Source organism: Micromonospora desertarenae (genome assembly GCF_056150265.1).
Genome location: NZ_JAXCFQ010000004.1, coordinates 246,686 through 272,660, shown reverse-complemented (window position 1 = coordinate 272,660; position 25,975 = coordinate 246,686). Strand labels below are relative to the sequence as shown.

24 protein-coding genes and 1 riboswitch are annotated in these 25,975 nt (G+C 73.7%); of the genes, 5 read left to right on the top strand and 19 right to left on the bottom strand.

What is annotated here, in order from left to right; genetic code table 11:
• Positions 1-40: 40 nt before the first annotated feature.
• The 10 genes from SM577_RS10035 to SM577_RS09990 all read right to left on the bottom strand — a co-directional run bounded on the left by SM577_RS10035 (position 41) and on the right by SM577_RS09990 (position 9,122).
• Positions 41-751 (bottom strand): demethylmenaquinone methyltransferase, encoded by a 711-nt coding sequence (locus SM577_RS10035; RefSeq protein ID WP_474582566.1) that lies wholly within the window; start codon positions 749-751, stop codon positions 41-43.
• Positions 752-886: 135 nt separating this feature from the next.
• Complete coding sequence (locus SM577_RS10030; protein ID WP_474586753.1) at positions 887-2,083, bottom strand: cell wall anchor protein; 1,197 nt, start codon at positions 2,081-2,083, stop codon at positions 887-889.
• A gap of 230 nt (positions 2,084-2,313) precedes the next feature.
• Positions 2,314-3,507 (bottom strand): LPXTG cell wall anchor domain-containing protein, encoded by a 1,194-nt coding sequence (locus tag SM577_RS10025; protein ID WP_474586752.1) that lies wholly within the window; start codon positions 3,505-3,507, stop codon positions 2,314-2,316.
• A 189-nt stretch (positions 3,508-3,696) separates the two neighbouring features.
• Positions 3,697-4,887, bottom strand: coding sequence for a cyclic dehypoxanthinyl futalosine synthase (gene mqnC / locus SM577_RS10020; RefSeq protein WP_302918635.1), 1,191 nt, complete (start codon positions 4,885-4,887; stop codon positions 3,697-3,699).
• Between the two features lie 166 nt (positions 4,888-5,053).
• On the bottom strand, positions 5,054-6,163 hold the full coding sequence (paaE, locus tag SM577_RS10015; protein WP_302918636.1) for a 1,2-phenylacetyl-CoA epoxidase subunit PaaE: 1,110 nt from the start codon (positions 6,161-6,163) through the stop codon (positions 5,054-5,056).
• Entirely contained in the window at positions 6,160-6,636 is a 477-nt protein-coding gene (gene paaD / locus SM577_RS10010) for a 1,2-phenylacetyl-CoA epoxidase subunit PaaD (protein WP_302918637.1), read from the bottom strand. Before paaD ends, paaE begins: the two co-directional genes overlap by 4 nt.
• A gap of 55 nt (positions 6,637-6,691) precedes the next feature.
• Complete coding sequence (gene paaC, locus SM577_RS10005; protein WP_302918638.1) at positions 6,692-7,417, bottom strand: 1,2-phenylacetyl-CoA epoxidase subunit PaaC; 726 nt, start codon at positions 7,415-7,417, stop codon at positions 6,692-6,694.
• The gene (paaB, locus tag SM577_RS10000) at positions 7,414-7,701 is read right to left on the bottom strand and encodes a 1,2-phenylacetyl-CoA epoxidase subunit PaaB (protein WP_088997011.1); all 288 of its coding nucleotides are present in this window, start codon (positions 7,699-7,701) and stop codon (positions 7,414-7,416) included. The genes paaC and paaB overlap by 4 nt, the downstream gene beginning before the upstream one ends.
• On the bottom strand, positions 7,698-8,765 hold the full coding sequence (paaA, locus tag SM577_RS09995; protein ID WP_474586751.1) for a 1,2-phenylacetyl-CoA epoxidase subunit PaaA: 1,068 nt from the start codon (positions 8,763-8,765) through the stop codon (positions 7,698-7,700). Before paaA ends, paaB begins: the two co-directional genes overlap by 4 nt.
• Positions 8,766-8,879: 114 nt before the next feature.
• The gene (locus SM577_RS09990) at positions 8,880-9,122 is read right to left on the bottom strand and encodes a hypothetical protein (RefSeq protein ID WP_302918640.1); all 243 of its coding nucleotides are present in this window, start codon (positions 9,120-9,122) and stop codon (positions 8,880-8,882) included.
• Between the two features lie 2 nt (positions 9,123-9,124).
• On the opposite strand from SM577_RS09990, the gene SM577_RS09985 reads away from it, so the two are divergent.
• Complete coding sequence (locus SM577_RS09985) at positions 9,125-10,081, top strand: hypothetical protein (protein WP_474586750.1); 957 nt, start codon at positions 9,125-9,127, stop codon at positions 10,079-10,081.
• Complete coding sequence (locus SM577_RS09980; RefSeq protein WP_302918642.1) at positions 10,081-11,013, top strand: serine hydrolase; 933 nt, start codon at positions 10,081-10,083, stop codon at positions 11,011-11,013. Before SM577_RS09985 ends, SM577_RS09980 begins: the two co-directional genes overlap by 1 nt.
• Before the next feature lie 27 nt (positions 11,014-11,040).
• Here SM577_RS09980 and SM577_RS09975 read toward each other — a convergent pair whose 3' ends face one another.
• Genes SM577_RS09975 through SM577_RS09960 form a run of 4 tightly spaced genes read right to left on the bottom strand, consistent with a single transcriptional unit; the run spans position 11,041 to position 15,367 of the window.
• Positions 11,041-11,892 carry a menaquinone biosynthetic enzyme MqnA/MqnD family protein gene (locus tag SM577_RS09975; RefSeq protein ID WP_302918643.1) on the bottom strand — a complete coding sequence of 284 codons (852 nt, stop codon included), beginning with the start codon at positions 11,890-11,892 and terminating at the stop codon, positions 11,041-11,043.
• Positions 11,893-11,925: 33 nt separating this feature from the next.
• The gene (locus tag SM577_RS09970; RefSeq protein WP_474586749.1) at positions 11,926-13,272 is read right to left on the bottom strand and encodes an MFS transporter; all 1,347 of its coding nucleotides are present in this window, start codon (positions 13,270-13,272) and stop codon (positions 11,926-11,928) included.
• Positions 13,273-13,315: 43 nt separating this feature from the next.
• Complete coding sequence (locus SM577_RS09965) at positions 13,316-13,897, bottom strand: ArsR/SmtB family transcription factor (protein ID WP_302918645.1); 582 nt, start codon at positions 13,895-13,897, stop codon at positions 13,316-13,318.
• Between the two features lie 36 nt (positions 13,898-13,933).
• Positions 13,934-15,367 (bottom strand): HNH endonuclease signature motif containing protein, encoded by a 1,434-nt coding sequence (locus tag SM577_RS09960; protein WP_474586748.1) that lies wholly within the window; start codon positions 15,365-15,367, stop codon positions 13,934-13,936.
• Between the two features lie 478 nt (positions 15,368-15,845).
• Between SM577_RS09960 and SM577_RS09955 the strand changes: the two genes are divergently transcribed.
• On the top strand, positions 15,846-17,912 hold the full coding sequence (locus tag SM577_RS09955; protein ID WP_474586747.1) for a HelD family protein: 2,067 nt from the start codon (positions 15,846-15,848) through the stop codon (positions 17,910-17,912).
• A gap of 18 nt (positions 17,913-17,930) precedes the next feature.
• Here SM577_RS09955 and SM577_RS09950 read toward each other — a convergent pair whose 3' ends face one another.
• Entirely contained in the window at positions 17,931-18,905 is a 975-nt protein-coding gene (locus SM577_RS09950) for a hypothetical protein (protein WP_474586746.1), read from the bottom strand.
• 258 nt (positions 18,906-19,163) lie between these two features.
• Between SM577_RS09950 and SM577_RS09945 the strand changes: the two genes are divergently transcribed.
• Both SM577_RS09945 and SM577_RS09940 read left to right on the top strand, forming a co-directional pair.
• On the top strand, positions 19,164-19,934 hold the full coding sequence (locus SM577_RS09945) for a VOC family protein (protein ID WP_474586745.1): 771 nt from the start codon (positions 19,164-19,166) through the stop codon (positions 19,932-19,934).
• A 68-nt stretch (positions 19,935-20,002) separates the two neighbouring features.
• Entirely contained in the window at positions 20,003-20,770 is a 768-nt protein-coding gene (locus SM577_RS09940; protein ID WP_474586744.1) for a VOC family protein, read from the top strand.
• On the opposite strand, the gene SM577_RS09935 is transcribed toward SM577_RS09940, so the two are convergent.
• The 4 genes from SM577_RS09935 to SM577_RS09920 all read right to left on the bottom strand — a co-directional run bounded on the left by SM577_RS09935 (position 20,757) and on the right by SM577_RS09920 (position 25,882).
• Complete coding sequence (locus SM577_RS09935) at positions 20,757-21,557, bottom strand: ABC transporter ATP-binding protein (protein ID WP_302918651.1); 801 nt, start codon at positions 21,555-21,557, stop codon at positions 20,757-20,759. The genes SM577_RS09940 and SM577_RS09935 overlap by 14 nt on opposite strands.
• Positions 21,554-22,639: a FecCD family ABC transporter permease gene (locus SM577_RS09930; RefSeq protein ID WP_302918652.1), complete on the bottom strand. Its 1,086-nt coding sequence runs from the start codon at positions 22,637-22,639 to the stop codon at positions 21,554-21,556. Before SM577_RS09930 ends, SM577_RS09935 begins: the two co-directional genes overlap by 4 nt.
• 31 nt (positions 22,640-22,670) lie before the next feature.
• Positions 22,671-23,609 carry an ABC transporter substrate-binding protein gene (locus SM577_RS09925; protein WP_302918653.1) on the bottom strand — a complete coding sequence of 313 codons (939 nt, stop codon included), beginning with the start codon at positions 23,607-23,609 and terminating at the stop codon, positions 22,671-22,673.
• A gap of 109 nt (positions 23,610-23,718) precedes the next feature.
• A riboswitch (cobalamin riboswitch) is annotated at positions 23,719-23,811 on the bottom strand.
• 190 nt (positions 23,812-24,001) lie between these two features.
• Positions 24,002-25,882, bottom strand: a complete 1,881-nt coding sequence (locus tag SM577_RS09920; RefSeq protein WP_474582579.1) for a M14 family metallopeptidase — start codon at positions 25,880-25,882, stop codon at positions 24,002-24,004.
• Positions 25,883-25,975 lie beyond the last annotated feature (93 nt).

Genomic DNA, 25,975 nt, shown 5'->3' with positions numbered 1-25,975 from the left:
ACGGATATTCACGAAATCAACCGCCTGGGCGGACCGCACGTCAGGGGCGGATGCCGCGGTGCAGGGCGACGATCCCGCCGGTCAGGTTGCGCCAGGCCACCTTGCCCCAGCCGGCCGCACCGATCCGCGCCGCCAGCGCCGCCTGGTCGGGCCAGGCCTGGATCGACTCGGCCAGGTAGACGTACGCGTCCGGGTTGCTGGAGACCGTGCGGGCCACCGCCGGCAGCGACCGCATCAGGTACGACAGGTAGACCGTGCGGAACGCGGGGTTGACCGGCCGGCTGAACTCGCAGACCACCAGCCGACCACCGGGCCGGGTCACCCGGGCCAGCTCGCGCAGCGCCGCCTCGGTGTCCACCACGTTGCGCAGCGCGAAGGAGATGGTCACCGCGTCGAAGCTGGCGTCGGCGAAGGGCAGCTTCAGCGCGTCCCCGGCCACCAGCGGCACCAGCGGGCGGCGGCGCTTGCCGGCGTGGAGCATGCCGAGCGACAGGTCGGCCCCGACCGCGTACGCCCCGGACTGGGCCAGTTCCTCGGTGGAGACACCGGTGCCGGCGCCGACGTCCAGCACCCGCTCGCCGGGTCGCAGCCCGAGCGCGTCCCGGGTCGCCCGGCGCCAGAACCGGTCCTGGCCGAAGGAGAGGACGGTGTTGGTCAGGTCGTACCGCGCGGCCACGCCGTCGAACATCGCGGCGACCTCGTGCGGCTGCTTGTCCAGGCTGGCGCGCTGGCCCTGGGGGGTACGGCTCACCCCTCCACTCTGCCAGCCGGGCGGCCACCGACGGCCGCAGGGTCGCCCGTCGGGCCGGCCGTCGCCGGGCCGGCCTCCGCGCGGGAACGCGAACGGGCGGGGTGGTCGCCCACCCCGCCCGTTCCGTCTCACCCGTCAGTCGGTCGACTTCTCGTCGCCGGGCGCCACCAGGACCACCCGGCGCCGCCGGGAGATCAGCAGCAGCGCGCCGCCGACCAGCAGGACGGCCGCGCCGATCCCGCCGATCAGGCCGGCCTGCACACCGGTCACCGGAAGGCCACCGCCGCCGCCACCGGTGCCCGGGGTCGGCGAGGTCGTCGGGCCGCCGGTCGGCGTCGGCGTCGGGGTCGGCCCCGCCGTGAGGTCGACGAACACGTCGAACTGGGCGGTGTTGTCACCCTGGTCGGTCTCGGTGAAGGCCTTGCGCTGCGTCCCGCTAGCGACCCGCGGCGCCTCCTCCGGCGCGCCCTCGGCGGCGTCCAGACCGGAGGCGAAGAGGAAGCCGGGGCGCAGCACCGGCTCGGTCACGTCCGCGCCGAGCCTGACCCGCACGTCGGCGGTGTAGTACTGGCCCGGCTTCAGCACCACGCCGGAGTCCTCGCAGTACGCGTGGGCGAGGCCGCCCAGCGTCTGCTCGACGCAGCCCTCGGGCAGCTCGGCGAAGGTCACATCGGCCGGCAGCGTGATGCCGTACGCGATCCCGGTCGCCTTGCGGCTGCCGTCGTTGAAGACCGCCCAGTCCAGCGGCGCGGTGTCGCCCGGCCGGACCGGCTTGAGCCCGGTCTCGCCGGCCTCGTCGCCGTCCACCTGCACGTCGGCGTAGACGTCCTGCACCCAGGTGGTGAGGTCGTAGCCGGGCTTGGCGACGGTGATGTCGCGGTCGACGCTGTCGCCCTCGGCGTTGGCCGCGCTGATGGTGACCTTCAACGTGCCGGCGGCGCCGCGCCCGCCGGTGGAGAAGATCGGGATGCCGAAGTCCTCGGTGGTGCCGGCCGTCAGGTCGCCCAGCAGGCAGCTGAACGTGCTGCCCTCGACCTCGCAGCCCTCGGGAACCACCACGCCGACCTTGGGCTTCTTCGGGTTGAGGCCCTTGGTGTCCACCACGACCCGGACGTCCTCGGCGTCCACGGTGCTGGTGTTGGCGACCTGGAACTTGAACGGCTTGGCCTTGGCCTCCTTGACGCCCTTGGCCAGCTCGTAGCTGAGCGGGATCAGCTGGAGCTCCGCCTGGTCGGCGGCGTGGGCCGGGGCGGCCGCGACGGCCACGCCGCCGGCCGCGAGCAGGGCTGCGACGCCGGCACGGGCCAGCGCGGAACGGTGGAACGGTGTCATCGATCCCCCGGGGTTAGGGAAGAAACTGATGGTTGCGGAACCGAGCGGACGCTATCGGAGATCGAGCGGCGTACGCCAGCGCCGCCGTCCGAGTCGCGACCAGGGATGCCCGGACGGACGAACAGTGGGGGCGGGATGGTCACCCATCCCGCCCCCACTGCCGTGCGTCATATGTGAACGGCCCTCGTGGACCGATGGAGGACGTGCCTGGACCGCCGGGCATCCGCCCGTCAGGCGGCCGGCTTCTCGTCGCCCGGGATCACCAGGACCACCCGGCGACGCCGCGCCAGCACGAACAGTGTGCCACCGACGGCCAGCACCGCGACGCCGATACCACCGATCAGGCCGGCCTGCGGGCCGGTGAGGGGCAGGCCACCGTCGCCACCGCCCCCACCGCCGGTCACGGCGGCCACCTCCACCGTGAAGTCGTCGCTGTTGTCGCTCGGGTCGATGTCCTCGACCAGGTCGATCTTCGTGGTGGTCAGGAACGGCGGCAGCTCGCCGGCGGCCGCCCGGGCCAGGCTCTTGTCGGTCACCGGCAGGGCGCCCCGGGAGCTCGCCGACACGGTGCCCCCGGAGAGGAGCACCGGCGCCGGCACGTCCGCGGCGACCTTCACCGCGAAGACGCCGTACACCGTCTTGCCCGGCATGAGCCGGGTGGTGCCCGCCGCGCAGGTCGCCCGGCGCCGGTCGGCGCTCACCTCGCACCCCTTCAGTCGCTCGCTGAAGGTGACCCCCGCCGGCAGGGTCGCGACGAAGTCGAGGCCGTCGGCGATCATGTCGCCCTGGTTGCCGAAGCCCGCGATGACGACGGTCTCGTCACCCGGGTTGAGCGTGTCCTTCAGCAGCTCCAGCTCGCCGCCGGGCTCCCAGGCCAACTGGGCGTCGACGTCCGGGGCCCACACCTCCAGGTCGACGCCGTTCTCGGTGGTGAGTTCGATCTGGACGGTCTTGGAGTCGTTCTCGGAGTTGGTGTCGCCCGGCGCCACCACGGTGAACGTGACGGGCGCCGAGTACGCCTCCTTCAGCCCCTCGGCGGCGCGGAACACGACCAGCGGCAGGTCGGACGTGGCGCCCGGCTCCGGGACGGCGAAGTCGTGGATGGCGCACTCCCAGATCCGCCGGCCGGCGGACCCGGTCTCCGCGCACTTCTCCTTGGCGAACGGAGCGAGCGTCACCTTGTCCAGGTCGAGCTGGGTGACGTCGATGTTGATCTTTACGCCGGTCGGGGTGTCCTCGCCCCGGTTGGTGAGCTTGATGGAGCCGAGCTTGTCGGTGGTGCCCGCGGCCAGGCGGGTGCCGGCGACGTCGATCGACAGGTCGGTGCCGGCGTCCGCGGCGTACGCGGGAGCGCCGAGCGCGGCGAACGCGCCCGAGGCGAGCAGGGCGGCCGCGCCGAGCCGTGCCAGGTTACGGAAGGTCATGGAAGGTTTCCCCCGTGGGCCGGATGATCGGTAGGCCGCACCATAGCCACGCTCACCCGCCCACGCTGTCCCGGACGCCGCCGGCCGGCCATCGGCGACCGTCTCGGCGACGAGCGGCACGCCGTCCGTCCGACGCGGCGGTGCCGCACGGACACCACCGCCTGCCCGAACGGCCCGGTGAACCGCCCGTCAGCGGGCGTCGACCAGCGGCAACTGCCGGCCGGCCCCGCCACCGGGCAGGGCGATCGAGGAGAAGTGCGAGACCACCCGCTCGTCGGTCGGGTCGTCGGCCGGGGTCCGGTGCACCGCCAGCCGGTTGTAGAGGGTGTCCCGCTGGGCCGGGATCCGGTCCGCCGCCCGGATCATCCCGATCAGCTCGTGCAGGTTGGACCGGTGCCGGGCGCCCGCGGAGGAGATGACGTTCTCCTCCAGCATGATCGAGCCCAGGTCGTCCACGCCCATGTGCAGGGCGAGCTGGCCGACGTCCTTGCCGGTGGTCAGCCAGGACGCCTGCAGGTGCGGCACGGTCTCGAAGAACAGCCGGGACACCGCGACCAGCCGCAGGTACTCCAGGGTGGTGGCCTGGGTGCGGCCCTTGAGGTGGTTGTTCTCCGGCTGGTACGTCCACGGGATGAACGCCCGGAAGCCGCGGGTGCGGTCCTGCACGTCGCGGATCATGCGCAGGTGCTCGATCCGCTCGGCGTTCGTCTCGCCGGTGCCCATCATCATGGTCGCGGTCGACTCCAGGCCCTGCCGGTGGGCCAGCTCCATGACCTCCAGCCAGCGCTCGCCGGACTCCTTGAGCGGGGCGATCGCCTTGCGCGGCCGCTCGGGCAGCATCTCCGCGCCGGCGCCGGCGATCGAGTCCAGGCCGGCCGCCTTGATCCGGGCGATCGCCTCGTCCAGGCTGACGCCGGAGACCTTGGCCATGTGCAGGATCTCGCTCGGGCCGATCGAGTGGATCGCCAGCTGCGGGTACGCCTTCTTGACCGAGGAGAAGAGTTCCTCGTAGTACTCCACGCCGTAGTCCGGGTGGTGCCCGCCCTGGAGCATGACCTGGGTGGCGCCCAGCTCGACCGCCTCGCCGCAGCGACGCAGGATCTCCTCGGTGGGGTGGGTCCACCCCTCCTTGTGCTTGGGGGCCCGGTAGAACGCGCAGAACTTGCACGCGGTGACGCAGACGTTGGTGTAGTTGATGTTGCGGTCGATCAGGTACGTGACGATGTTGTCCGGGTAGCGCCGCCGGCGTACCGCGTCGGCCGCCTCGCCCAGCGCGTGGAAGGGCGCCTCGGTGTAGAGCAGCAGGGCCTCCTCGGGCGTGATCCGCCCGCCGTCCGCGCCGCGCTGCAGGATGTCGTCGATCTCCCGGCTCACCGTCACGCCCCCGAGCCTACGTCGCCCCGAATACCTCTCCCCCACGGTGCCCCGCCCCGTGTCACCCATCCCACGCGCCCGCCCGCCGCGATCTTGCACTTCGGGCCCTCGTTTCGCCCGGATGGCGGCAGATGTCGGGGCGACAACTGCAAGATCGCGGGGAGGGTGGGCGTCACGCGTCGTAGTCGACCGTGAGGGTGTCGGTGGTGGGGCTGGACTGGCAGGTCAGGACGTAGCCGGCGGCCACCTCGTCGGGCTCCAGGGCGTAGTTACGGGCCATCGTCACCTCGCCGTCGACCACCTTCGCCCGGCAGGTCGAGCAGACCCCGCCCTTGCAGGCGTACGGCAGCTCGCCGCGCACCCTGAGGGCCGCGTCCAGCACCCGCTCGTGCCGGCCCATGGTGAAGCTCGACGAACGGCCGTCCAGCAGGATGGTCACCTCGGTGCCGGCGCCCGGCTCGTCGGCGGCCCGGCGCGGTGGCTCCGGCGGCGCGTCGACGTGGAACAACTCGGTGTGCACCGCCGACTCCGGCAGCCCGCGCCCGGTCAGCACCGCCTTGGCGTCCACCACCATGCCGTACGGGCCGCAGAGGAACCACTCCTCGATGGCGTCGCCGGGCACCACGGTGTCCAGCAGCCGGCCCAGCCGGTCGGCGTCGATCCGGCCGGAGAGCAGCGGCGACTCCCCCTGCTCCCGGGAGAGCACGTGCACCAGGTGCAGCCGGGTCGGGTAGCGGTCCTTCAGGTCGGCCAGTTCCTCGGCGAACATCACCGTGTTCGCCGTGCGGTTGCCGTACACCAGGGTGAAGGTGCTGGCCGGCTCGACGGCGAGCGCGGTCGCGACCAGCGCGAGCACCGGCGTGATGCCGGACCCGGCGACCACCGCGCCGTAGTGGCGCACCCGGCCCGGGTCGAACGCCGTGGTGAAGTGCCCGAGCGGGGGCAGCACCTCGACGGTGTCGCCGCCGCGCAGCGCGCCGCAGGCGAACGCGGAGAACGCGCCGCCGGGGATCTCCCGCACCCCGATCCGCAGCCGGCCGTGCCGGGCCAGGTCGTCCGGAGTGGAGCAGATCGAGTACGACCGCCGCACGTCCTCGCCGGCCTCGCCGGTGCGCCGTACGGTCAGGTGCTGGCCGGCCCGGAACGCGAAGGTCTCCCGTAGCTCCTCGGGCACGGCGAAGGTGATCGCCACGGCGTCGTCGGTGAGCCGGTCGACGGCGGCGACCGGCAGCGGGTGGAAGACCGGCCGGCGGCGGACCGGGCGGGTGATGGTGACTGTCACAGCGCCTTCAGGTGGTCGAAGGGTTCGGTGCAGGAGCGGCAGCGCCACAGCGCCTTGCAGGCGGTCGAGCCGAACCGGCTGACCTGCTCGGTTTCGGGTGACCCGCAGCGCGGGCAGCGGACCGCCAGGGTGAGCGGCACGGCGCCGGTCGGGCGCACCGGGGCCGGCGGGGCGATGCCGGCGGCGGCGAGCTTGGCCCGCCCGCTCTCGGAGATCCAGTCGGTGCTCCACGCCGGGCTGTAGGTGGTGCGGACCTCGGCGTCCGGGTGGCCGGCGGCGACCAGCGCCCGCCGGATGTCGGCCCGGATGACGTCCATCGCCGGGCAGCCGGTGTAGGTGGGGGTGATGGTCACCACCACCCGGCCGGTGGCCGGGTCCTCGTCGACCGCCCGCAGGATGCCCAGCTCGTCGATGGTGACCACCCGGATCTCCGGGTCCACCACCGCCGCCACGGCCTCCCTCGGGTCGGTCACCGGGGCCAGCTTTCGTTCGCGACTGCGGGGCTCCGCTTCGCTGCACTCCTCGCGCTCACCAGCGTGCCCCCGGGTGGGCGCGGTGCAGCACCTGCATCTCGGCGAGCAGGTACGACAGGTGCTCGGTGTGCACGCCGTCCCGCCCGCCGGCCGGCGCCCAGCCGGTCTCCGGGCGGGTGAGCGTGGCCTCGCCCAGCACCGCCGCCACGGTGGCGTCGAACTGCCCGCGCAGCGTCGCCGGATCGACCGGGGCGTCCGGCGCCGGCGCGAAGAGTTCCGCGGTGTACGGCCAGACCTGGTCCACCGCCGCCTGCATCCGGCGGTGCGACTCCTCGGTGCCGTCGCCGAGCCGCTTCACCCAGAGCGAGCTGTGGTCCAGGTGGTAGGCCGACTCCTTGCGGGCCTTGGCACCGATCGCGGCCAGCCGCTCGTCGGCACAGCCGGCCAGCGCGGTGTAGAGCGGCAGCTGGTAGGCGGCGAGGAAGAGCAGCTTCGCCATGGTCACCGCGAAGTCGCCGTTGGGCAGCTCGACCAGGAGGCAGTTGCGGAACTCGCGGTCGTCGCGGAGGAACGCCAGCGCGTCCTCGTCCCGGCCGGCCCCCTCCAGCTCGCCCGCGTACGTCAGCAGCAGCCGGGCCGCGCCGAGCTGGTCGAGGGCGATGTTGGCCAGCGCGATGTCCTCTTCCATCTCCGGCGCGCGGGTGGTCCACTCGGCGAGCCGCTGCGCCGCGATCAGCGCGTCGTCCCCGAGCGCGAGGGTGAAGTCGAACGGGCCGTTCACAGGTGGGCCACCCCGTCCGGCACCTCGTAGAAGGTGGGGTGGCGGTAGACCTTGTCAGCGGCCGGATCGAAGAAGGCGTCCTTCTCGTCCGGGCTGGACGCGGTGATCGCGGCGGCCGGGACCACCCAGATCGACACCCCCTCCTGCCGGCGGGTGTAGAGGTCCCGGGCGTTGCGCAGGGCCAGTTCGGCGTCGGGCGCGTGCAGGCTGCCCACGTGGGTGTGCGACAGCCCGCGCCGGGCCCGGACGAAAACCTCCCACAGCGGCGCTTGTTCCTTGCTCACGCGGCCACCTTCTCCTTCTGCTGCTGTGCCCGCTTGGCGGCGTACGCCGCGGCGGCCTCCCGGACCCACGCGCCCTCGCTGTGCGCGGCCCGCCGGTGCGCCATCCGCTGCCGGTTGCACGGCCCGTCGCCGGAGATCACCCGCATCAGCTCGGCGTAGTCCGGCTGGGTGAAGTCGTACGACTGCCGCTCGTCGTTCCAGCGCAGGTCGGGGTCGGGGATGGTGAGCCCGAGGACCTCGGCCTGCTGCACGCACATGTCGACGAAGCGCTGGCGCAGCTCGTCGTTGGAGAAGCGCTTGATCTTCCAGGCCATGGACTGCGCCGAGTGGGTGGAGTCGGTGTCCGGCGGGCCGAACATGGCCAGCGACGGGTACCACCAGCGGTCGACCGCGTCCTGGGCCATCGCCTGCTGGGCCGGGGTGCCGTGGGCCAGGGTGTGCAGGATCTCGTAGCCCTGCCGCTGGTGGAACGACTCCTCCTTGCAGACCCGGATCATCGCCCGGGCGTACGGGCCGTAGGAGCAGCGGCACAGCGGGACCTGGTTGACGATCGCGGCGCCGTCCACCAGCCAGCCGATGGCCCCCACGTCGGCCCAGGTGAGGGTCGGGTAGTTGAAGATCGAGCTGTACTTCTGCCGGCCGCTGAGCAGGAGGTCGACCAGTTCCTCCCGGCTCACCCCGAGGGTCTCCGCGGCGGCGTAGAGGTAGAGGCCGTGGCCGGCCTCGTCCTGCACCTTGGCGAGCAGGATCGCCTTGCGCTTGAGCGACGGCGCCCGGCTGATCCAGTTCCCCTCCGGCTGCATGCCGATGATCTCGGAATGGGCGTGCTGGGCGATCTGCCGGATCAGCGTCTTCCGGTACGCCTCGGGCATCCAGTCGCGTGGCTCGATCTTCTGGTCGGCGTCGACGACCGCGGCGAAGTACGCCGCCAGGTCCTCGTCCGGCGCGGGCCCGCCGCGCCGCCCGCGCTCGGCGGCCGCCCGCAGCGCCGCCTCGGCCGCCTCGACCTCGCCGAGCAGACCACCGCCGGGCGCGTCCTCGGCGGAGAAGTCGTTGCCATACATGAGGTCAAGTGTTACAGCTGTGGACTCAAGAAACCAGAGGGTGTAACAGGATTGTGGTGACACGTTCGGTCACCGGACGACTGCTCCTGGTGGACGGTGCGGCTATGACTTGGCTCACCCGCCGAAGATGAATCCCCCCAGAAAACGCATACCGGTCTGATCTCCCGCCTTCATGGCAAGTTGCCAGGTGTGGGGTTCTGGCGTGGCGTCGATCCGGACGTAGACTTTCGCCGTCACACCGATCGGCTGCCGACGATCGCCAGCCAGCAGGCCGTCTCCCCCGGCCTCGGCGGTCCGCCGATCCGTCCGGGCAACACAGCCGGTTCCCCCCGGCCCTGACATCTGGAGCTCACCCACTCATGCGTTCCCGCGTGACCATGGTGCTCGCCGTCGTGGCGGTCCTCCTCGGCGGCGTCCTGCTGGTTCCGGCCGCGTACGCCCGGCTCGCCGGTGACGGCGAGGACAGCGGTGGCGGTGGCGGCGGCAGCGTCGCGGCGCCCGCCCCGGTGCCACCGCCCCCGCCGACCCTCGCCGCGGCGCCGGTCGCGGTGAACTTCAAGGGCGAGTTCTTCTCCTGGGCCCTGCTGGACCGGGAGAGCGGCGAGATCTCCGGCTCGAAGAACATGGCCTCGACCAGCTCCACCGAGTCGATGATCAAGTCCTGGTTCGCCGCCGACTACCTCAACCGGCTCGGTGACAAAGACCTGCCGGCCAGCTACAAGAGGGACATCACCACGGCGATCCGGGACAGCAACGACGACGCCGCCAACCGGCTCTACAAGGCGATCGGGGGCTCCGCGAGCATCAAGCGGATGACCAGCACCTGCGAGCTGACCGACACCAAGCCGGGCAACGTGCCGGGCTACGTCGGCTGGTGGAGCTTCACCCGGATGTCCCCGCGGGACGCGGTCCGCCTCGGCGACTGCATCGCCGACGGCACCGCCGCCGGGCCGAAGTGGACCAAGTTCCTGCTGGACGAGATGGCCAAGGTCCGGGGCACCACGGCGGCCAAGGACCAGAAGGCCCGCCAGGGCGGTGGCCGCTGGGGGATCATCGACGGTTTGCCTGAGTCGATCACCAGCCAGGGCCCGGTCAGCATGAAGAACGGCTGGACGCCGCTCAACTACGACGGCAACTGGCACGTCAACTGCCTCGCCGTGACGGACCGGTGGAGCCTCGCGGTGATGCTGCGCTACCCGATCAGGAGCGGGCTGAAGTACGGCGCGCAGGTCTGCGCCAGCGTCGCCAGCCAACTGGTGACCCCGCAGCCCGGCGCCGCGCTGAAGGTGCCGCAGCAGCCGGTCGGGAAGCTCTGATGGCCGGCCGCCGGAGCGAGCGCAGCGATTCCTCGCCGCTGAAGTTGGTCGCCTTCACGGCGATCCTGATCGGCCTGGTGCTGGTGTCCCTGCGCCTGCTCCCGGGCTCGCCGTTCGAGTCCGAGGCGGCCGCGAGGTGGGGCGAGGCCGGCGACCGCTCCACCGGTACGCCCACCGACCGCAGTTCGCGTCCGGCGCCCACGCCCAGCCCGAGCGAGACGCTGGAGCCGCTGCCGTTCGAGGCCCGGGACCTCGACCTGGACATCGAGGGCTGGTACGCCTGGAGCGTGCTGGACCGGCGTACCGGCGAGATCATCGGCTCGGACAACATGGACGAGACCAGCACCACCGCCTCGCTGATCAAGTCCTGGATCGTCGCCGACTACCTGCGCCGGGCCGACGAGAAGGACCAGACTCCGAGCGACGCCAAGCTGGCCGACGCCACGAAGATCATCCGAGACAGCGACAACACCCGGGCCCAGCAGTTCTACAACGCCATCGGCGGGTCCGCGTCGATCAAGCGGCTGATCTCCATGTGCGACCTGACCGACAGCAGCGTGGCCAGCGACGGCGGCTGGAGCCGGACGAAGCTGTCCCCGCGGGACACCGCCCGGCTGGGCAACTGCATCGCCGACGGCAGGGCGGCCGGGCCGAAGTGGACCAAGTGGCTGCTCAGCGAGATGCGGCTGGTGCGCGGCGCCGGTGACTTCGGCATCCGCAAGGCCTTCCCGGCCGCCGAGCGGAAGACCATCGCCATCAAGAACGGCTGGATCGACCGGACCAGGGAGCAGGAGATGCACATCAACTGCCTGGCCATCGGCGACACCTGGACGATGGGCGTGATGGTCCGCTACCCAATCGACATGGGCTACGACTACGGCATGAAGAACTGCCAGAAGATCACCGCTGCCCTGCTCCGCGACGCCACCTGACCCCCTCGGCGGCCCGGCCGGGCGGCGTCAGCCGGTGAAGAAGGCGGGCCCGCCCTCGGGAAGGGCCGGGGCGGCGCCGAGGGCCGCCGCCCGGCGGGCGAACTCCCGCAGGCCGGCCACCTGGCGCTCGCCGAGCGAGAAGTCCAGCGCCCGGAAGTACGAGGCCAGCGTGGCCGCGTCGAACGGCTCCCAGCGGGCACCCGCCTCGGCCACCTGGTCCAGCTCGACCAGGCAGAGGTCGCGCGAACGCAGGAACGCCTCGTGCACCTCCTTGACCAGCCCGGGGTGCGCGGCGGCGAAGTCACGGCGGACCGCCCAGACGGCGAAGACCATCGGCAGCCCGGTCCACTCCCGCCAGGCCTGCCCCAGGTCGGTGACCTCGAGCCCCTGCCGCGGCGCCTCGTAGAGCGCGCGCAGCGCCACGTCGCCGATCAGCACGGCGGCGTCGGCCTCCAGCAGCATCTGGGTCAGGTCGGGTGGGCAGCGGAAGTACTCCGGCCGGACGCCGTACCGCTCGGCGAGCAGCAGCTGGGCCAGGAGCACCCCGGTCCGCGAGGTCGAGCCGAGCGCGACCCGGGCGCCGTCCAGCTCGGCCAGCGGCCGGGTGGAGACGACGTTGACCGAGAGCACCGGGCCGTCGCTGCCGACCGCCAGGTCCGGCAGGAGCAGCAGCTCGTCGGCGTGCCGCAGGTACTCCACCTGCGAGATCGGGCCGATGTCCAGGTCGCCGGCGACCAGCGCCGCGCTCAGCCGGTCCGGCGAGTCCTTGTGCAGGTCGACGTCGATCAACGCGCCGGAGCGCATCAGGCCCCAGTAGATCGGCAGGCAGTTCAGGAACTGGATGTGCCCGACCCGGGGGCGCGCGACGTGCTCGACCATGGCCCGACCGTATCCCGGCCGGCGTACCGCGGCTCAGCGGGCCGGTCGCGGAGTGGCCAATTCCGCAGCCGGCCCGCCGGCCGGCCGCGGGCCACCGGCGCCCGGGTCGGCCGCCGGTGCCACCGGCACGGGCGGCGGACCGATGGGCGCCGGGCCGAGGGCGGGCGGCGGGGTCGCCGCGCGGACCGCCCGGCGCAGGGGCAGCGCGATGGCCGCGACCACCAGCAGGCCGGCCACCCCGCAGGCGGCGACCAGCGGTCGCGGCGCGGCCACCTCCAGCAGCAGGCCGCCGACCAGGTAACCGCCCATCGCCGCGCCCTGGGCCGACGCGCCGAAGAAGGCGAAGGCCCGCCCCCGCGCCGCCTCGGGCACCCGGCGGGCCATCAGCACCGTGTTGAAGACGTTGTTGCCGCCGTTGAAGACCCCGCCGACCAGCCAGATCGGCACCAGCAGCAGGGCGGTCGGCACCGCCGCCGAGGCCAGCACCATCAGGCAGCAGCCGCCGAGCAGCAGCACACCGGCCCGGACCAGTGTGGCGTCCCGGTCGAGCCGCCGGACCACCCGCGCGAACAGCCACCCGCCGGCCAGGATGCCGAGCGTCCAGGAACCGGTGACCAGGCCGTACATGGTGGTGGAGCTGCCCAGCGTCTCGCGGATGAAGAAGACCTCCACCACGTTGATCGCGCCGACCGCGCCGATCACGCCGGCGACGGTGGTCACCATCGCGACCAGCAACGGGTCCTGGCGCAGCCGCCAGCCGGTCGCGGCGACCGCGCCGCCGGGCAGCGCCGGGTCCGTGCTCCGCCGGCCGCCCCGGCGGGTACGGATCAGCAGCCCCGCCACCACCAGCGCGAGGTAGCTGCCGGTGGCCAGGAGCAGCGGCGGGCGGGCACCGAACTGGCCCACCAGCAGCCCGGCCAGGGCCGGACCGGCGAGCGCGCCGAGCGTGCCGGCCGACTGGTTGAGCGCGCTGGCCCGGGGCAGGTCGGCGGGCCGGACCATCACCGGCACCAGCGCGGAGATGACCGGTTGGGTGGCGGCGAGGCCGGTCGCCAGCAGCGCCACCAGCACGATGACCAGCGCCGGGTGCCCGGCGTACGCGAGGGTGAGGCAGATGCCGGCCTGGGCCAGCCCGGCGACCACCAGGATGGCGCGGCTGTCCACCCGGTCGGCGAGCCGCCCGGTCAGCGGAGCGAGCACCACCAGGGGCAGGGTCGCCGCGAGGAGCACGCCGGAGACGGCGAGCCCGCCGGCCCCGGCCGACTGCAGGGCCAGGGTGAGCGCGCTGGCGACCAGGAAGTCGCCGCAGCTGGCGATGCCCCGGGCGGCGGTGGCGAGCCAGACGTCGGACCAGCGCGACCGGGCAGATGTGAAGGACATATTTCGAAAATAATCCTTCACACCTGATCGACTCAACCCCCATTCAGTCCAGCGGCACCGCCTTGTACTGGATGGCGACCGTGCGCGCCCCGGCCGGCGGGTCCACCCGGGACCGCTTCCGGTACGGCTCCAGCAGGCGGTCCACCGCGTCGTTGAGTTCGCTCAACTCGGCCGCGGTGAGCAGCAGTTGGCTGTCGGCGAGGCGGCTGGCCGCGTACCACTCGGGCGGCTCCTCGGCCGCGCGCCGCAACCAGGCCCGGCTGCGCTCCAGGTCGCGGGCCAACCACGCCTCGACCAGCGCGCGCTCCGCGGCCTGCGCCTCCGGCTCGGTGGCCCGCCCGGCGTCGACCGTCCAGCTCGGGCTCACCGTCCGCCAGACCCGCTCCCGCGCGTCGCCCCGGCTCGGCGCCTGCTCCACCAGCCCCGCCTTGGCGAGTTCCCGCAGGTGGTAGCTGGTGGCGCTCGGGGAGAGACCGGCGATCTCCGCACACTCGGTGGCGGTCGCCCCGCCCTCCAACCCACTGAGGTACTCGGTGATCGCGAGTCGGGCCGGATGCGCCAGCGCCCGCATCACCCGCGGGTCGCTGATCGTCACCCGACTACGCTCGGCACGCGGCTCGGTCATCCCCTCATGATCCCCGCCCACCCCGCGGCCGCACCATCACCCCGCGCGACCCGGCACCACGACCAGGCACGACGCGGGAGAAGGACGATGAAGACGGGAAGGCGCGGCCGAGCTGCGGGGCGGCGTGCCCGACGCTGGACACGGCCTCCGACCCGGATCGCCCCGAGCGCATGGTCTGCACATGCGACCGCGCATCCCCTCCGGACCGCGCCGGCCAGCGCATGGTCTTCGATGTATGAGATTACGACGCGGTCGCCGGTCAGGGTCGAGCCAGGCAGGCGGAAGGAAATCCGGTCGGGCGTCGGCGCCCATCCGTACCGTCCATTCGCCCCGGTGGACGAGGCGGTGGTGGTGGCCGCAGAGCAGCACGGCGTTGGCCAGGGCGGTGCTGCCGCCGTCGACCCAGTGGCGGACGTGGTGACCGTCGCACCAGCGCGGTGGGCGGTCGCAACCGGGGAAAGCACAGCCACCGTCGCGCAGAACGAGTGCTCGGCGCAGCGGCCCGGTGATGAGGCGCCGCTGGCGGCCGAGGTCGAGGACCTGGCTGTCGCCGCCGAGCACCGCGGGCAGGACGGCGGCGTCGCAGGCGAGCCGGCGTAGCGTGCCGGGAGTGACCCGGAGGCCGGTGTCGAGGGTGCCGGCGCCGAGCCGGTTGGTCAGTGGGTCGAGCGGCACGGTGACGACGAGTTGTGGCCGGTCGCCGCCGTTGGTCGGGAGTGCGCCGGTGCGCAGGGCAAGGCGGCAGACCTCACCGAGAGCGTCGGCTCGGCGCTGCCCGGGCGCCCGGTCGTCGAGCGGACCGGACGGGGCGCAGAGCGGGTCGATGGCCGCGCGCAGCACGGCCGCCGTCTCGGCGTCGAGGGTGCCGGTGAGCCGTACCTGACCATCGGCTCGGTCGGCGAGGGTCAGGTGCCGTCGTGCCCCGGCACGGGCTTCGGCCGCCTCCAGCGCCTTCAACTCGGCGCGGTCGGCGAGGTCGGGGGCGACGTGGGCGAGCACGCGCTCGCCGAGGCGGCGCAGGATCGCCGGCTCGAACCGGTCGGACCAGTCGACCAGGAGATGGGCGGCCTTGTCCGCCACCTCGGGTCCGGCCTCGGTGGGCAACGCGGCGACCGCCTGCGCCACCACCATGCCCTGCTCGACCGTCATGGCCCCGGACAGCAGCGCCTCGCGGGCGACCGGAGGAGCGGCATCGACAGCGGCGGCGACCTCGACCAGGCGACGCGCCGACCGGCCCGAGACGCGCAGCCGCTCCCGCAACCACACCGCCGTCGAGGAGGCGCCCTGCGCGATCGCCAGGCCGCGGCCGTCGACCTCCCGCACCAGGCTCAGCTTCACCGCCGCCAACCGCTGCTCCATCAGGTGCACCGCATCGAGCGCCGCCGTCAGCTCGGCGTCGGACATGGCCCAGGCGGCAGTGTCGGCGCACCAGCCCACCACCTCGCCGACCTGCGCCAACGCCACCATCATGCGTCCACGTTAGAACAGCTGTACGACACTTTCCCTGAGCTGCGACACCGCCGGCCCCTGGAGAGCAGGGCGGCCCCGACCGGCCGCCAGCGATGGCCACCCGGCGAGCAGAGCCGGCCCTGACCGGCTCACCACCGGCACCCAACGCAGGGCAAGCCGCCTCCAAGCACCGAGCACACACACCCGTCTGGCCTACGCGCCGAGCACAACCGGCGCCGCGACACGCCAAGGCCCGCATCCGCCGGACCGACGCGGCCGGGTGTGCCGCGACACTCACCCACCGGCCCACGCACGGCACAGCCCGCGGTGGGGGTCGGCGGTAATTCGGTGGAGGAGTGTCGGGGCGGTGCGTAGGCTGTCAGGTCGCTTCGACGGCCAGGGTGCACCGGCACCGGAACGGACGTCCCGCGCCGGAGGCCGGCCCATCCGCCTACCGGACACGCGAGCGATCAGCAGATGACCTCGAGGGGAAATCAGCGTGACCGCACTCGACCTCGACCTCGACACCGACCTCGCCGCGGAGCGGGAGCACCTCGCCGCCTCCCGGGCCGCCCTGAAGCGGATGCGGGAACGCGCCGAGGCCCTCTTCGCCACCGGTGACCAGGTGGCCGGCGACGCGTACGCGGCCGAGACGCTGGGCCGCACGCTGGCCCGTCGGGTCGCCGAACTCGCCGACGACCCGACCACGCCGCTCTTCTTCGGCCGCCTCGACTTCGCCGGCGACGCCGCCCCGACCGACGGCGGGCCGGGCGGCGAGGTGGACCTGGACCACGCCGGGCGCCGCTACCACGTGGGCCGGCGGCACGTGACCGACGAGCGGGGCGAGCCGCTGGTGCTGGACTGGCGGGCCCCGGTCTCCCGGGCGTTCTACCGGGCCAGCGCCCGGGATCCGCAGGGCCTGGCGGTCCGGCGCCGGTTCGGCTTCAACCACGGGCTGCTCACCAGTTTCGAGGACGAGCACCTCGACCGGGGCGAGGAACTCGGCACGGCCAGCCGGATCCTGACCGCCGAGATCGAGCGGCCCCGGGTCGGGCCGATGCGCGACATCGTGGCCACCATCCAGCCCGAGCAGGACGAGCTGGTCCGGGCCGAACTGGCCGACTCGATCTGCGTGCAGGGGGCGCCGGGCACCGGAAAGACAGCTGTCGGCCTGCACCGCGCCGCGTACCTGCTCTACCTGCACCGGGAACGGCTGCGCCGGGCCGGCGTACTGATCGTCGGGCCGAACCGGGCCTTCCTGGCGTACATCGCCGCGGTGCTGCCGGCGCTCGGCGAGGTGGAGGTCGCCCAGGCGACCGTGGAGGACCTGGTCGACCGGGTGCCGGTGCGGGCGGTCGACGACCCGGCGGCCGCGGTGGTCAAGCACGACGTACGGATGGCGGAGTTGCTCCGCCGGGCGGTGCATGGCCAGATCGGCGAGCCGACCGAGCCGATCACGGTCTCGGACGGCTCCTACCGGTGGCGGATCGGCCTGGAGCCGCTGCACCGGGTGGTCCAGGAGACCCGCCGGGAGAACCTGCCCTACGCGGTCGGCCGGGAGCGGGTCCGCGCCCGGGTGGTCAGCCTGCTGCAACGGCAGGCGGAGGCGCGGCGGGCCGAGTCGCCGAGCGACGCCTGGCTGCGCCGGATGGGTCGCTGCCGGCCGGTCGTCGACTTCCTCGACGCGGTCTGGCCGGCGCTCACCCCGGAGGGGCTGGTGTACTCCCTGTTCGCCGACCCGGCCCGGCTGGCCGCGGTGGCGGAGGGCCTGCTCACCCCGGCCGAGCAGGCGCTGCTGACCTGGGCGAAGCCGGCGCGCACCGCCAAGGCCACGAAGTGGACCGCCGCCGACGCGGTGCTGATCGACGAGGCGGCCGGGCTGATCGAGCGCCCGGCCGGCTTCGGGCACGTGGTGGTCGACGAGGCGCAGGACCTCTCCCCGATGCAGTGCCGGGTGATCGCCCGGCGCAGCGAACACGGGTCGATCACGCTGCTCGGGGACCTCGCCCAGGGCACCGCCCCGTGGGCCGCCACCGACTGGCGCGAGTCCCTGACCCACCTGGGCAAGCCGGAGGCCACGGTGGTGCCGCTGACGGTCGGCTTCCGGGTGCCCGCCGCCGTGGTCGCTTTTGCCAACCGGCTGCTGCCGGCGCTCGCCGTCGACGTGCCGCCGGCGGAGTCGCTGCGCCGCGACGGCGCGCTGGACGTGCGTACTGTCGATGATCTTTCCGCCGCGACGGTGGCCGAGGTGCGCGCGGCGCTGGCGCACGAGGGGTCGATCGCGGTGATCGCCGCGGACGACGCGGTGGACGGGCTGCGCGGGGCGCTGGCCGCCGCCGGGGTCGAGGCCGCCACCGCCGACGACCCGGCGGCCGGGGCGCGGGTCACCGTGGTGCCGGCGACGCTGGTGAAGGGCCTGGAGTACGACCACGTCGTCGTCGTCGAACCGGCCGCCATCGTGGCCGCCGAGCCGCGCGGCCTGCACCGGCTCTACGTGGTGCTCACCCGGGCGGTGTCCCGGTTGTCGGTGCTGCACGCCGCGCCGCTCCCCGCCGAGCTGCGGTGAGCCCGGCGGCCGGCCGGGTCAGCCCAGCAGCTGCCGGCCGGCGGACGTGATCCGGTGCGTCGGCGGGCTGGACAGGTCGTCCCAGTACCACTGCCCCACCGGGTAGAGCAGCCACGGCGAGACGGCGGGGGCGGAGCCGCCCGGCGGGACCGGGCCGGAACGGACCGGCGCCCTCCCCACCGCGAGCTCGGTCAGCAGGCCGGACGTGTTCTCGTAACGGGCGCCGACGACGATCTCCAGCGGGCCGGTGCCGTCGAGGTCCAGGACGGCCACCGCGCTGCCGAACCAGTCGCCCTGCTCCGGCTGCTCCGCCGGGCCCCGGTAACCGGGCGTCGCCATGCCCTGGTGGTACGCCACCGCGACGCCGAGCCCGCGCGGCCCGCCCGGGTAGAGCACCACCCCGCCAGCCCCCGCCACCCCGGCGGCGATGCGCTGTGACGCGCCGACCAGCACGTCCGGGTAGCCGTCGCCGGTCACGTCACCGGTGGAGAGCGAGTTGCCGAAGTCGGCGCCGGTGACGTCACCGGCGACGTACTCCTCGGCCGGCCGGCGCACCTGCGCGCCCCGCGCGGTCAGCCCGCCCGCCGACCCGCGGAGGTGGACCAGCGCGCCGTGGGCGGAGCGGGGCGCTCCGGCCAGCACGTCACCGTGGCCGTCCCGGTCCAGGTCGGCGATCCGCAGGGTCTCGCCGAGGGCGCCCACCCCGAAGTCGACACCCGCGACACTCGTCGCACCGTCGCCGCGCAAACCGTCCGGGCCGCCGGGCAGCAGGATCACCCGGCTGCCGTCGCCGGCGCCGTCGATGCCCGGCGCGCCGACCGCCACGTCGGGATGGCCGTCGCCGGTCACGTCACCGGCCGCGACGGCGAAGCCGAAGTGGCCCCGCCCGGCAGCTTCGCCGGGTACGCCCGGCGAGTCCTGGTCGAGCCGCTGGGCGCCCTCGGTGGTGGCGCCGCCGGCCGCCAGCACGTTCCTGGTCCGGATCCCCCGCACGGCGACCACCTTCGTCGAAGCGGAAACAGTCAGCGGCAGCGTAGACGGCGGCGTACATCCTCCGGTGGTGGGCGGTTGGCCCCCCGCTGTCCATGGTCGTGCGGGGGCTGGCGGGGCTGGCCGGGTGGGCGTGCCGGCGGGACGAGGGTCGGCGGTTCAGTTGACGATTCGCCCGATCCGCCCCGTACGGCGCGCGAACGGTGCCACGATGCCGGCAGGGCGTGCCGGCGTGGGCCGCCCCAGCCGAGAGGGGTCGACGTGAGCACCGTGCCGCCGGGTACGCCCTGCTGGGCCGACCTGGCCACCCCGGATCTCGCGGACGCTCGGCGCTTCTATCCGCAGCTGTTCGGCTGGACCGGGCAGATCACGCCGGAGCCCGAGGCGGGCGGCTACACCGTCTTCCACCTGGACGGTCGGGCGGTGGCCGGAGCCGGTCCCCCGGCCATCCCGGAGCAGGTGCCGATCTGGTCCACGTACGTCGCGACCGACGACGCCGACCTGGTGGCCGGGCGGGTCGAGCGGGCCGGCGGGCAGGTGGTGGTGCCGCCGTTCGCGGTCTTCGACCGGGGGCGGATGGCGGTCTTCGCCGACCCGGCCGGCGCCACCTTCAGCGTGTGGCAGCCGATGGCGATGCCCGGCGCCGAGGTGCTCGGCGTACCCGGCGCGATGAGCTGGAACGAGCTGGTCACCCCCGACCCGGACGGCGCCAAGGTCTTCTACGAGCTGGTCTTCGGCTGGCGCCCGGACGACCAGCCGGTGGGACCGGTCACCTACACCGGCTGGCGGCTCGGCGCGCAGATCGTGGCCGGGATGATGCCGCCGCTCGGCGACGAGTTCCCGGCGGACTCGCCCGCCTACTGGTCGGTGTACTTCGCGGTGGCCGACCCGGACGCGGCGGCCGCCCGCGCCGGCGAGCTGGGCGGCAGCGTCCTGGTCCCGCCCCAGGAGATCCCGGCCGGCCGCTACGCCGCCCTGCGCGACCCGCAGGGCGCGCTGTTCAACGTCATCGCCCTCGCCCGCCCCGGCTGACCGCCGTGGCGCCCGCCGCCGTCCCGCCGCGCAGAGTCGCCCACAGCAGAGGAAGCCGAGCCGAAGCCATGACGGACATTCCACCGGGGGCACCCGCCTGGGTCGACCTGGCCACCACCGACCTCGCCGGCGCGGCGCGCTTCTACGCGCCGCTGTTCGGCTGGGCCGTCGCCGGGGCGGACGGGCAGCCCCCGGCCGACGGTCACCTCGTCTTCCACCAGCAGGGCAGACCGGTGGCCGGGGTCGGACTGGGGGCGGGCCCGCAGCGGCCGGCCGCCTGGCTGCCGTACCTGGGGACCGACGACGTGGACGGGGTCGCCCAGCGGGTGACCGCCGCCGGCGGACGGATCGTGACCGAGCCGTCCGACGTGACCGGCTCCCGGCGGACCGCGGTCTGCGCCGACCCGGCCGGGGCGTCGTTCGGGGTGTGGCAGTCGCTCGGCATGCCGGGGGCCGAGGTGTTCGACGTGCCCGGCTCGCTGACCTGGGCCGAGCTGACCACCCGGGAGTGGGACCGGGCGAAGGAGTTCTACGGGGCGGTGTTCGGCTGGACGGCGGACGAGCAGCCGATGGGCGAGATCACCTACACCACCTGGCAGCTGGACGGCCGCCCGGTCGCCGGGATGATGCCCATGATCGGCCAGGACTGGGGTGATCTTCCGTCGCACTGGATGGTCTACTTCGCGGTCACCGACACCGACACCGTCGCCGCCGAGGCGCTGCGCCTCGGCGGGGCGCTCGCCGTCCAGCCGACCGACCTGCCGCGGGGGCGGTTCGCCGTGCTCACCGACCCGCAGGGGGCGTTCTTCTCGATCCTGGGGGCTACTCCGCCGTGACCGGACGCGGTTCCGGCCGCACCGGCACCACCAGCGGCCCGTGCTCCCCGTCCACCACCCGCACGCTGGCCCGGTAGTGCTCGGCGAGCAGCCGCTCGGTGAGCACCTCGCGGGGGGTGCCGCTGGCCACCACCCGGCCGCCGGCGAGCAGCACCAGCCGGTCGGCGTACTCACCGGCCACGGAGAGGTCGTGCATGGTGGCCAGCACGGTCAGGCCGTGCGCCCGGCGCAGCTGGTCGACCAGCTCCAGCACCTCCTGCTGGTGGCCGATGTCCAGCGCGCTGGTCGGCTCGTCGAGCAGCAGCAGGGTGGCGCCCTGGGCCAGCGCCCGGGCCAGGAAGACCCGCTGCCGCTCGCCACCGGAGAGGGTGGCCAGTTCCCGGTCGTGGAAGCCGGCGAGGTCCAGCCGGTCGAGCACGTCGTACGCGGCGGCCAGGTCGGCGGCGGACTCCCGGCCCAGCGGCGGGATGTAGGGGGTGCGGCCGAGCAGCACGTAGTCCAGCACCGGCATGCCGGGCGGCACGACCGGGGACTGGGCCACGGTGGCCACCACCCGGGCCCGCTCCCGGCGGCGCAGCGACTCGCTCGGCGTACCGAAGAGGGAGATGGCGCCCGGCGCGGGCAGCAGGCCGCCGACGGCGCGCAGCAGGGTCGACTTCCCGGCGCCGTTCGGGCCGATCACGGTGACCCACTCGCCGGTGGCGACGGTCAGGTCGACCCCGCTCAGGATCGGCGCGCCGTCCAGGCGGACGCGCAGGTCCCGCACCTCGACGGCCGGCGTGCTCATCCGATCACCCGCCGGGTGGTGTGCAGGACCAGCACGAAGAACGGGCCGCCGAGCAGCGCGGTGACCACGCCGATCGGGACCTCGGCGGGGGCCGCCGCGGTGCGGGCCACCACGTCGGTCAACGCCAGGAAGGCGCCGCCGAAGAGCAGCGAGAGCGGCAGGATCACCCGGTAGCTCGACCCGGCGAGCAGCCGTACGGTGTGCGGCACGATGATCCCGACGAAGCCGATCAGGCCGGAGGCGGAGACCGCCGCGGCGGTGCCCAGCGAGGCGGCGGCGATCAGCAGGTAGCGGGAGCGCTGCGGGTGCAGCCCGAGGCTGGTCGCCTCGTCGTCGCCGACCGAGAGCACATCCAGCTCGCGCCGGTGCAGCAGCACCACCACGGCGGTGAGCAGGAAGTACGGCAGCACCAGCCGGACGTCGTGCCAGCCGGCGGTGGCCAGCCGGCCGAGCAGCCAGGAGTAGACCTGCTGGATGCTGTCGGAGTTGCGTTGCAGCAGGTACGTCTGCCCGGCGGAGAGGAACGCGGAGACGGCCACCCCGGCCAGGATCAGGGTGGCCGGGGACCGCCCGCGGCCGCCGGCGGCGCCGAGCAGGTAGGTCATCGCGACCGCGCCGATCGAGCCGACGAACGCGGCGAGCGGGATGGTCGGCGGCAGCCCGGTCAGCGCGCCGCCCGCGCCCACCCCGAGGGTGATCACGGCGGTGACCGCCAGGCCGGCCCCGGCCGCCACGCCGAGCAGGTACGGGTCGGCCAGCGGGTTGCGGAAGACCCCCTGGTAGGCGGCGCCGGCCAGGGCGAGCAGCCCGCCGACCAGCAGGCCGAGCACCACCCGGGGCAGCCGCAGCTCGGTGACGATGGCGATCTCGCGCTCGGTCAGCCCGCTGTCGATGCGTACCCCGGGAACGAGGTTCAGCAGCTCGGCCGCGACGCTGCCCGGCGGCAGGCTGACCGGACCGAGCGACACCCCCGCGACCAGGGCGACCAGCACCGCGACCAGGCCGGCGACGAGCCAGCGCGGGCGCAGCCCGGCGGGCCGGGACGCGCGGGGCGTCCCGGCCGGCCGGGTGGGCGGTGCCATGACGACGGACCTGGTCATCGACGGGTACGGGTCACGCCTTGGCCTTGGCGACCGCGTCGATGATGGCCCGGAGCAGGTCCACCACCCGCGGGCCCCAGCGCGAGGCGATGTCGTCGTCCAGCGCGACGACCTGGTTGTTCTTGACAGCGGTGATCCCGGCCCAGCCGGCGCGGGCCTTGACCGTCTCGGCGCTCTGCTGGCAGCACTTGGTGTCGGCGAGGAAGACGAAGTCCGGGTCTGCCTTGACGATCACCTCCTGGGACAGCTGCGGGTAACCGCCGTTCTTGCCGTCGGCGTCGGCCGGGTCGGCGATGTTCGCAAGGCCCGCCATCGCGTAGAGCGAGCCGATGAAGGTCTTGCTGGTCGCGGTGTACAGCTCCGGGCCGAGCTCGTGGTAGTAGGTCAGCTTCTCGGTGCGCTGCGGCAGGCCGGCGACCAGCTTGGCGATGTCGTCCTTCATCCGCCTGGTGACGTCGGCCGCCTCGGCCGGGTGGCCGGTGAGCGCGCCCAGCTCGGTGATCTGCCGGTACGAGTCGTCCAGCGTGGTCGCCGCCGGGGTGATGTACACCGGGATCTTGAGCGTGGTCAGCTGCTCGACGATCTTGTTGCGGTCGTCGGAGAGCACCACCAGGTCGGGGCTCCTGCCGGCGATCGCCTCGGCGTTCGGCGAGAAGCCGGACAGGTCCGTCTTCGGCGCGTCCGGCGGGTAGTTCGAGTTGTCGTCGACGGCGGTGACCTGCGGCCCGGCGCCGATCGCATAGAGCATCTCGGTGGCCGAGGCGGAGAGCGACACGATCTTCTCGGGCCGCTTCTCCAGGGTGAGGTCGCCGACGGTGACCGGGTACGCGGCCGCCGCGGAGCCGCTGGCCCCGGGGGCGGGGGTGTCGGAGGTCTTCTCGGCGCAGGCGCCGAGGGCGAGCGCGGCGACCGCGAGGGTCGCGGCGAACAGCCGGGGGAAACGTCTGGACATCTGTCCTCCTGTCGGTCGAGGAGCGTGGTGCTTCGCCGACAGGGACCCCGTGCGCCCGTCCGCGAGGCGCCCTTCCTCGAGAGCGCGGGTCGCGACCATCCGCAGGCGACCTGGCTCGTCCACCGCGCGTCGGGCACCGGCCGGGGCCGGTGACGCCGCGCGGGGCATCACAGTTGCGGGACAGCGCCGGTTTCGCACCGGCTTCGCTGCGGGACGGTCGGTAAGACCGTAGCGCACCGCTCCGACGTGCCCGTCTCCTGACGGACGGATCGCCGCCGGCCGGCCGTCCGGCCCGCGCTGCGGCGGGTCACCGGCGGCCGTCCGGCGGCGATATGTCCCGGATCGGGCTGGTGGGTGGGGCCCCGCCGGGGGCGGAACGGGGCCCCACCCGGTCAGGAGCTGGTGATGGTGACGTTGTCCACAGCCGCCTCGACCAGGCTGGCGCCGGAGGCGTCCGCGGCCTCGACCAGGATGCGCACCGACTGCCCGGCGTACGGGGTGAGGTTCAGGTTCGCCACCGCCCAGGAGCCGTTGCGGTTGGTGGCCGCCCCGGACTGGGTGAGCAGGGCGGTGGTGCCGCCGTTGTGCACCACGCTGACCCGGAAGTAGTCGGCCGAGGAGGCGTTCGACCCGTGCGCCAGGTACCAGGCCAGCGAGAGGGTCAGGGTGCCCGAGGACGGCAGCGTCACCGCCGGCGACCGGGCGCTGGTCACGCCGCCGTCGACGTCGTAGTCACCCGCCCCGGCGCCGGCCAGCCGGCCGGTGACCAGGTCGTTGCCGCCGGCGTACGGGGTGAGCTGCTTGGCGCCGCTGGAGGTGGTCGCCTGGGCGGCGCCCCGCTCCCAGACCCCGAGGGTCGCGGTGTCGGTGCCGTTCGGGTTGGTGGTCCACCCGGTGGCGGTCTCGAAGGTGTCCGACCAGACAGTGGTGCCGCCGCCACCGCCGCAGTACTGCGCCTGCTTGCCGATCACCCGGTACGGGCAGTCCGCGTACTCGCTGAGCAGCAGCACCGCCTCCCGGTTGCGCGAGGTCTGGGCCGGGATCACCTCGTCGGGCGGGTAGAAGCCGCCGCCGGAGGCCGAGCCCGGGTACATCTCGAAGGTGTACGCCCAGATGCCGTGCGTGCCCCACATCCAGTCGATGCTGTCGCCGTCGGTGATGTAGAGGTCGCTGGACTGCTGCGGGGTGTAGCCGTTGGTGTTCGCCATCTGCTGGCCCAGCGTGGCGAAGGTGTCGTACTGGTCGGCGGTCATCCCGGGGGCGGTGTTGTTGTACGTGTAGCCGAACGGCCAGAGCACCAGCTGCGAGTAGGTGTGGAAGTCGATGTTGGCCTTGATCTGCTGCACCCCGCCGACCACCCGGCTGTTGACGAAGTCGCGCAGCGCCCGGGTCTCCGGTGCGGAGAACGCCGACGGGCCGCGGTAGGTGTCCGACGAGGTGGAGCCGGACGACCCGCCGCAGCAGCCCCACTGGAAGGACCAGTTGCGGTTCAGGTCGGTGCCCACGTACGAGGAGCCGCTGTTCGGCTGCCGGTTCTTCCGCCAGGAGCGGTAGGAGCCGGTGGCGATGTCGTACTCGCTGCCGTCCGGGTTCACCGTCGGCACGATCCAGATCTCCCGGCTGTTGACGATGCCGGTCACCCGGGAGTCGGAGCCGTAGCTGTCGGTGAAGAGGTTGAGCAGGTAGATCGCCATCTCCACGGTGAGGTGCTCGCGGGCGTGCTGCTGCGAGTTGAACAGGATCTCCGGCTCGCTCTCGTCGGTGCCGACGTTGTCGGAGATCTTCACCGCCATCAGGTCCCGGCCCTCGTACGAGCTGCCGATGCTGATCTTGCGGGCGATGGTCGGGTGGTCGGCGACCACCTGGTTCACCACCGCGGTCAGCTCGGCGTAGTCGTGGTAGTTCGAGTCGGCCGGCGGGAAGGCCGCCGTGCCGACGTCCCCCTCGGCGTGGCTGTGGCCGTGGGCCGACGGAGCCGGGACCGCCTCCAGCCGGAAGCCGAGCCGGGTGATGGCGGCCGCCTCGGCCGGGGTGGCCGAGACGTTGAGCACGCCGTGCTCGACGTAGTCGATCGCGGCGCCGGTGCCGGCGACCGCAGTGCGGTCCGCCACCGTACGCGGGCCGAGCACCCGGTAGGACGTGGCGGCCGGGCCGGCGTCGCGGTCCGGTTCCGGCCGGGCGGAGGCCGGTGCGGCGGCGACGGTGAGCAGTCCGAGCCCGAGGGCGACGGCGAGCGCCAGCCGCCGGCGCGGGGTCGTGGTGCGGAAGGCCATGGACAACCTCCTCGGAGGGCGGGAGATCCCGCACGGTGGGGGACACTCCACCACCAGTCACATGGTCATATCAATATTCATCGCTGTTTGGTC

Coding starts and splice junctions, on each gene's coding strand:
- SM577_RS10030 (WP_474586753.1), bottom strand. CDS start 2,083: ATGACACCGTTCCACCGTTCCGCGCTGGCCCGTGCCGGCGTCGCAGCC.
- SM577_RS10025 (WP_474586752.1), bottom strand. CDS start 3,507: ATGACCTTCCGTAACCTGGCACGGCTCGGCGCGGCCGCCCTGCTCGCC.
- paaA (WP_474586751.1), bottom strand. CDS start 8,765: ATGTATGGCAACGACTTCTCCGCCGAGGACGCGCCCGGCGGTGGTCTG.
- SM577_RS09985 (WP_474586750.1), top strand. CDS start 9,125: ATGCGTTCCCGCGTGACCATGGTGCTCGCCGTCGTGGCGGTCCTCCTC.
- SM577_RS09980 (WP_302918642.1), top strand. CDS start 10,081: ATGGCCGGCCGCCGGAGCGAGCGCAGCGATTCCTCGCCGCTGAAGTTG.
- SM577_RS09975 (WP_302918643.1), bottom strand. CDS start 11,892: ATGGTCGAGCACGTCGCGCGCCCCCGGGTCGGGCACATCCAGTTCCTG.
- SM577_RS09970 (WP_474586749.1), bottom strand. CDS start 13,272: ATGTCCTTCACATCTGCCCGGTCGCGCTGGTCCGACGTCTGGCTCGCC.
- SM577_RS09965 (WP_302918645.1), bottom strand. CDS start 13,897: ATGACCGAGCCGCGTGCCGAGCGTAGTCGGGTGACGATCAGCGACCCG.
- SM577_RS09960 (WP_474586748.1), bottom strand. CDS start 15,367: ATGATGGTGGCGTTGGCGCAGGTCGGCGAGGTGGTGGGCTGGTGCGCC.
- SM577_RS09940 (WP_474586744.1), top strand. CDS start 20,003: ATGACGGACATTCCACCGGGGGCACCCGCCTGGGTCGACCTGGCCACC.
- SM577_RS09935 (WP_302918651.1), bottom strand. CDS start 21,557: ATGAGCACGCCGGCCGTCGAGGTGCGGGACCTGCGCGTCCGCCTGGAC.
- SM577_RS09930 (WP_302918652.1), bottom strand. CDS start 22,639: ATGGCACCGCCCACCCGGCCGGCCGGGACGCCCCGCGCGTCCCGGCCC.
- SM577_RS09925 (WP_302918653.1), bottom strand. CDS start 23,609: ATGTCCAGACGTTTCCCCCGGCTGTTCGCCGCGACCCTCGCGGTCGCC.
- SM577_RS09920 (WP_474582579.1), bottom strand. CDS start 25,882: ATGGCCTTCCGCACCACGACCCCGCGCCGGCGGCTGGCGCTCGCCGTC.